The sequence below is a fragment of the Halomonas sp. CSM-2 genome, from assembly GCF_002119345.1.
Lineage (GTDB): Bacteria > Pseudomonadota > Gammaproteobacteria > Pseudomonadales > Halomonadaceae > Vreelandella > Vreelandella janggokensis.
Genome location: NZ_NBYR01000004.1, coordinates 224,832 through 231,285, shown reverse-complemented (window position 1 = coordinate 231,285; position 6,454 = coordinate 224,832). Strand labels below are relative to the sequence as shown.

Below are 6,454 nucleotides of genomic sequence, written 5' to 3'. Positions count from 1 at the left end.
GGACAGCACGAACCGATCACGATCGGCCCATTTCGGGTCTTCGGGGTTGTGCTTGAGGTGGTCATTCCACAGCACTTCGGCAATATCCGCCATCCCCATGGGCGCGCCCGGATGGCCGGACTTGGCCTTCTGGACGGCATCCATGGAAAGGGCGCGAATGGCATTGGCCAGCTCAAAACGGTTATTCATATCAGTGGTACCTTGGTTGTTATATTGAGTAGCTTGTTATATTGGATAGCTTGTCGTTAGGCGCGAGCAGCCAAGCGTTGCGTGATCAGCGACTCTAATGTCTGTTGGTCGCAGGCGAAACGGCGGATCCCGTCAGCCAGCATCTCGTTGGCCATGGCATCTTGGTTATGCTGCCAACGAAACGCTGCTTCTGATAGCGGTGTGGATGGTTCGTGGGTGACAGATTGTGATTGGATGTTGGAGGCCACTTCTCCCACCATGCTATCAAGCTGCTCTAGCAGTGCGGGAGAAATGGTCAGGCGATGGCAGCCCGCCAACGTCAGGACCTGATCGATGGTACGGAAACTTGCCCCCATAACGACTGTGTCGTAACGACCAGCGTCAGCCCTCTCGCAAATCCCTTTTACGAATAGCACGCCAGGATCGTCTTCTGGCGTGAACTGCTTACCTGTCGCCTTTTGGTACCAATCGCTAACGCGGCCAACGAAGGGCGAGATCAGATATACCCCTGCATCAAAGCAGGCCTGCGCCTGAGCATCGCTGAACAAGAGCGTCAAGTTGCAGTTGATCCCCTCGCGCTCGAGTTGCTCAGCCGCACGGATCCCTTCCCAGGTAGACGCAAGCTTGATCAGCACGCGGTTGCGGTTAATCCCTAGTTTCTCGTAGCGCTCAATCAGTTCGTAGGCCTTGCGGATACTGGCTTGGGAATCAAAAGAAAGGTGTGCGGACACCTCTGTTGATATTCGTCCAGGTATCACGTTGGCAATTTGCCCGCCGATCGCCACTGAAAGCTGGTCAACTATTCGGCTCGGGTCGTTCTCATCACGACGTGATTCAGCGAGCACTCTATCGATCATCTCTTGATAACGAGGCAGCTCGAAGGCCTTGAGTATCAAAGAGGGGTTAGTGGTGGCGTCCTGTGGTTGATAGCGCTTTATGGCATCCAGGTCGCCCGTGTCGGCCACGACCAGTGAGTGTTCGCGTAATCCATCCAGAAGCGACATAGTCGACTCTCCTTAAAAAATGAACGGTATCCGATCAAATGATTGATCATTTTTGGCGATTTAGTCAAATCCAGTCGCTAGGAGCACCCGTGTTACAGCTATCAAACAAAAGTATAACTCTTTGTTTTGTCAGCGGTGTTTGTTTTGTTTTCATTTAAAAACAGTTGTTTGCGTATTTTTTGCCATTTAACCGTCCTTCCTTCCGTACTTAGAAAGCCATGATCTTATGATCAATGTGTTTACAAATGATAGGCAGGTGATAAATTGAATAGCGTCAGTAGACGATTGGTAGCTGTGAAGTGGTGCTTATCACTGTCAGTCGTTCACGTTTCTATTTTCTGGAAGGGAGAGCATGAATGCCCAATGTGACACATTCTCTTAAAGTCGCGATTGGCGGTGATGAGGCGGCTTACGAGCTGAAAGAAATTCTCATTGGCCATGTCCGTGAGCTAGGCTATGAAGTCGAGGATTTTGGTACTTTTAATGCAGAACCGGTGCTGTATCCCGATGTTGCCTTTGAGGTGGCCACGGCGATTAAGGAGGGTCGCTTCGATCGGGCCGTGCTGGTATGTGGGACGGGAATCGGGGTGGCTATTTCTGCCAATAAGGTACCCGGCATCCGCGCTGCACAGGCACATGATACCTATTCGGCTGGTAAGGCCAGAACCAGCAATGATGCACAGATCGTCACATTAGGGGGGAGGGTGGTCGGGCACGAACTCGCTAAGTCGATTGTATCGACCTTTTTGGGCAGTACGTTTTCAGGTGGGCCATCTGAATTAAAAATAGCCAGGATTGCAGAGTATGAGTCTCGGATGAGTGCCCGGTAAGCATAAGTCGCTGGCATTCGCCGACACTGATTTATAACCACATAGTAACAACAACGCCAAGCAAGCTGTGATAACACGGTCTGTGCTCGCTTCGGAGGATATAACAATGACACGCCTATTTAACGACCCGAATGATTTCCCTGAAGAAGCCCGGTTAGGCTTGGTAGCTGCCAATCGTGACAAGCTGATGGCGGTGCCGGGAGGTGTTGTGCGCAGTACGCGTAGTCAGCCGGATACTGTCGCGGTTGTCATCGGAGGTGGCAGTGGCCACTACCCAACCTTCGCGGGATTGGTCGGGCAAGGATTAGCACACGGCGCCGTCATGGGTAACCTGTTTTGCTCGCCTTCTGCACAACAAGTTTATTCTGTCGCCAAAGCCGCTAACAACGGCGGTGGTGTACTGCTTTCCTTTGGTAATTATGCGGGCGATGTACTGCATTTTGGTGAGGCGCGTGAGCGTTTAATCGCTGAAGGTATTGCCTGTGAAATCGTATTAGTGACGGATGATGTGGCGAGCGCACCCTTGGACGAATTCGATAAGCGCCGAGGTATCGCAGGGGATTTAACCGTCTTTAAAGCTGCCTCCGCTGCCGCAGAAAAGGGATCATCACTGGAAGAAGTGGTTCGAGTGGCGAAGGAGGCAAATCGCTGTACACGTTCTTTTGGTGTGGCATTTGAGGGGTGCACGTTACCTGGGGCAGCTGATTCGCTCTTTCATGTCCCCAAAGGAAGAATGGCGATCGGGCTGGGAATTCACGGTGAGCCGGGCATTAGTGAGACCGATATCCCTTCCGCGGACGGGTTGGCCAGGGTTCTTGTCGACCGGTTGTTGGAAGAAGTCCCAGAAGGTATCAGCATCAAAGGGGCGAGGGTGGCGCCAATACTCAATGGTTTGGGCACCGTCAAGTATGAAGAGCTGTTCGTTATTTATCGTAAAGTCGACGAATTGCTGCAGGAGGCCGGTCTTATCATCGTAGAGCCGGATGTGGGCGAGCTGGTGACCAGTCTTGATATGGCCGGGGTTTCGCTGACGCTGTTCTGGCTTGATAAGAATATGGAGCCGTTATGGACCGCTGCGGCGGATGCGCCGGGCTATCGAAAAGGCAGTGTGACGCCAGCGCAGACGCTGGATCCGGCAGAAGTTGAGGTGGTTACTCAAGATGAAATTCCCGAGGCTAGCGATGCTTCGCGACAATTAGCCACCGGTGTTGTGGAAGCACTTGGAGTGCTCGCCAGTACCGTCGATGAAAATTGCGAAATGTTGGGTCAGATTGATGCGGTGGCGGGCGATGGCGATCACGGTATTGGTATGCAGCGCGGCAGTCAGTCTGCGCTTGAAGCGGCCAGAGAAGCTTTGGATGGAGGAGCCGGTGCGGAGACAGTGCTCCACTGGGCTGGTCAGCGCTGGTCGGATAAGGCGGGTGGCACCTCTGGTGCTATCTGGCGGGTTATCTTAAAAGCGATAGGGGAGTCGCTTGGTAATGAGAAGCCCCTTTCAAGTCAGCGTCTCGCTGCTGGCGTTTTTGGGGCCCGTCAGCAGGTAATGGCATTCGGCAAGGCAGCGGTGGGCGATAAGACCCTGGTCGATGTGTTGGTACCTTTTGCCGATGCGCTATCGCAGGAGGCTGAGAATGGTCGGGGAGCATTAGCTTGCTGGGAATATGCTGCACGTGTGGCGAGTGAAGCGGCTGAGGCCACCGCGAAACTTACCCCCCGGGTTGGGCGCGCGCGTCCATTGGCTGAAAAAAGCTTGGGTACGCCTGATGCCGGTTCGGTTTCATTGGCGCTGATTATTCAGGCGCTGATTCCTGTATTGAAAAAGTGTCAGGCAAGCTGACATGATACATGCCTTTCAACAACCCCTGGATGCCGAGGATGAATGGTCAAGACGCTGCTGACATTGACTTAATGACAGAGATTGCAACGCTCTACTATGTGCAAGGGGAGACGCAAGAAGCTATTGCTAACCGACTTGGGCATTCGCGAGTGCGAATAGGCCGGCTGCTCAAGCGCGCACAGGCAGAGGGGATTGTGGATGTTCGGGTGCGCTTACATCGTTCCGTTAGCATAGAGATTGAGCAGGAACTAAAGCGACGCTTTGGTCTGAAGCGAGCGCTGATTGCGTTGGATAACGCTGATCCTGATGTGCAGCGCTCAGGTGTAGCGAGTCTGGTGGCCGATCATCTTTCACGTAGTTTGAATGACGGCCAGATCGTCGCCGTGGGTATGGGGCGTAACGTCGCCGCCGTGGCCGATAATGTTTTCCTGGCAGAGTCGTTAAATGTTTCTTTTGTATGCGCGATTGGTGGCTCGTTGCGTGCGGGGGAGCATATGAACCCCGATCATATTTGTCGGCGTTTGGCGAGTCGATTTGGCGGGGATAGTGAGACCCTTTATGCCCCAGCGCTGGTGCAGAGCGGTGAGGTAAGGGATGCGCTGTATGAAAATTCCACCGTGCGTCAGACATTGGATCGCGCCCGGCGCGCGGATACGGCGTTGATTGGTGTCGGCGACGTGAGTGAAGACAGTAATATGGTGCGTATGGGGTGGTTTTCCGCCCAGGAAATTGCTGAAGCACGGCTCTCCGGGACAGTGGGCGATATGATGGGTTATGACTTTATCGATATCCATGGGCAGCCTTCGGCGACGCAGATGCAGGGGCGTGTGGTAGGCCTCAATATCCAGGATCTCACGCGCATTCCAGATGTTATCGCTATCGCCAGCGAGAATACCAAAGCGGTTGGTATTCTAGGTGCGCTACGTACCGGGGTTATCGATACTTTGGCGACTAGTGTCACCAATGCGCACACTATACTGCGGCTTGATGAGGCGACTCAGAGCGAAGTGCGCGCGTGATGTATGGCCATTGCCCGACAGCTTGCAGGCTTAAATATGACCGGCCGAGCTCGGAAGCCTGCTTGTTTTCCTTCTAGATTCTTTCCCGCATTCATTTGTTCGCCGTGAAGTATACCGGCCCTTCGCGGAGAGATGCTTGTAAGTGGTGCTTGTCGATAGCAATCTCTATGTGAACATTTGAACAATCATCGATCATATAGAATGTCGTCTACCACTTACCTTCACTTCTTTTTTATGGCAAATAATTCCAAAAATATAAATTAATTATTATTATCAGCGGCTTGCGAGATGATCCTAAAGTATAATAATAAAAGACATCATTATGAATTGACTCGGCTACGCTTAAGGTAGTTAATTCATATGTACACGTTAGGAACTTTTGTAACGCCAGTGCAGAAAGACAACACGAGAAGCATTAGGAGTGAGCAATGCATAACGCTGATAACAACAATCACGCTGAACTACCACTGACCATGCAAGCCGTGGTCGCCTACGCGCCTGGTGATTATCGCCTTGAAGAGGTGGACGTGCCCGAGGTGGGAGAAGGTGAAGTGCTGATTAAGGTCGAAGCATGCGGGATCTGCGCAGGCGACCTCAAGGCCTACGAAGGCGCCCCCAGCTTTTGGGGCGATGAGACTCAGCCCGCCTACATCAAGGCACCGATGATTCCAGGTCATGAGTTTATTGGTCACGTGATGGCTTTGGGTGAGGGGGTTAAGAACCTGGAGATCGGCGACCGCGTTATTTCTGAGCAAATTGTGCCTTGTTGGGAGTGTCGTTTCTGTAACCGTGGGCAGTACTGGATGTGCGAAAAGCACGATGTCTATGGGTTTCAGCATAACGTGAACGGGGGGATGGCCGATTATATGGTCTTCCCCAAAGAGGCGATTAATCACAAGCTGCCCGATGAGATTCCGATGGAAAAAGCGGTTCTTATTGAACCCTATGCGTGTTCGTTACACGCGGTAAAGCGTGCGCAGGTTGAGCTGGGTGACGTGGTTGTCCTCTCCGGAGCGGGAACGCTAGGGCTAGGAATGATCGGCGCGATCAAAAAATCCGGGCCTTCGAAACTGGTCGTTCTGGATCTCAATAATAAGCGTTTAGAACTTGCCAAACAATTTGGTGCCGACATCGTTTTGAATCCTGCTGACGTCGATGTTGTTGACTACGTGAAAAGCATAACAGAAGGCTACGGCTGCGATATCTATATTGAGGCTACTGGTGCCGTTAAGTCAGTAGAGCAAGGTCTCTATATGATTCGTAAACTTGGTCGTTTCGTCGAATTCAGCGTATTCAAAGAGCCTGTGACTGTCGATTGGAGCATTATCAGTGATCGTAAAGAACTGGATATATTAGGTGCGCATCTAGGCCCTTATTGCTATCCGCTTGTGATTGAAGGTATCGGGAATGGTGATTTTCCAACGAATCATGTTGTTACACATAAACTTCCGTTGAATAAATTCCACCAAGGGTTGGATATGATGCGCAATGATCCTGACGCGTTAAAGGTTGTGCTTATACCTGGCGATCAGTAGGTTACGAAAGCTTTTTATTTATAAATACAATGATAACCGG

Annotated in this window: 6 protein-coding genes; 4 read left to right on the top strand and 2 right to left on the bottom strand. The window is 51.8% G+C overall.

Translation table 11 applies throughout. The features are described 5' to 3' along the window. Together B7L15_RS04950 and tal are read right to left on the bottom strand one after the other, a co-directional pair. The coding region (locus B7L15_RS04950) for a hypothetical protein (RefSeq protein ID WP_139839350.1) at positions 1-189 on the bottom strand (189 nt) is incomplete at its 3' end. A gap of 56 nt (positions 190-245) precedes the next feature. Beyond that, positions 246-1,193, bottom strand: a complete 948-nt coding sequence (tal, locus tag B7L15_RS04945; protein ID WP_085917890.1) for a transaldolase — start codon at positions 1,191-1,193, stop codon at positions 246-248. A 356-nt stretch (positions 1,194-1,549) separates the two neighbouring features. Between tal and B7L15_RS04940 the strand changes: the two genes are divergently transcribed. The 4 genes from B7L15_RS04940 (at position 1,550) to B7L15_RS04925 (ending at position 6,414) form a co-directional block, all read left to right on the top strand. Continuing rightward, the gene (locus B7L15_RS04940) at positions 1,550-2,023 is read left to right on the top strand and encodes an RpiB/LacA/LacB family sugar-phosphate isomerase (RefSeq protein ID WP_085917889.1); all 474 of its coding nucleotides are present in this window, start codon (positions 1,550-1,552) and stop codon (positions 2,021-2,023) included. 106 nt (positions 2,024-2,129) lie between these two features. Next, entirely contained in the window at positions 2,130-3,860 is a 1,731-nt protein-coding gene (locus tag B7L15_RS04935) for a dihydroxyacetone kinase family protein (RefSeq protein ID WP_085917888.1), read from the top strand. Positions 3,861-3,898: 38 nt separating this feature from the next. After that, entirely contained in the window at positions 3,899-4,879 is a 981-nt protein-coding gene (locus tag B7L15_RS04930) for a sugar-binding transcriptional regulator (protein WP_233337362.1), read from the top strand. A gap of 428 nt (positions 4,880-5,307) precedes the next feature. Then, complete coding sequence (locus tag B7L15_RS04925; RefSeq protein WP_085917886.1) at positions 5,308-6,414, top strand: MDR/zinc-dependent alcohol dehydrogenase-like family protein; 1,107 nt, start codon at positions 5,308-5,310, stop codon at positions 6,412-6,414. Positions 6,415-6,454 lie beyond the last annotated feature (40 nt).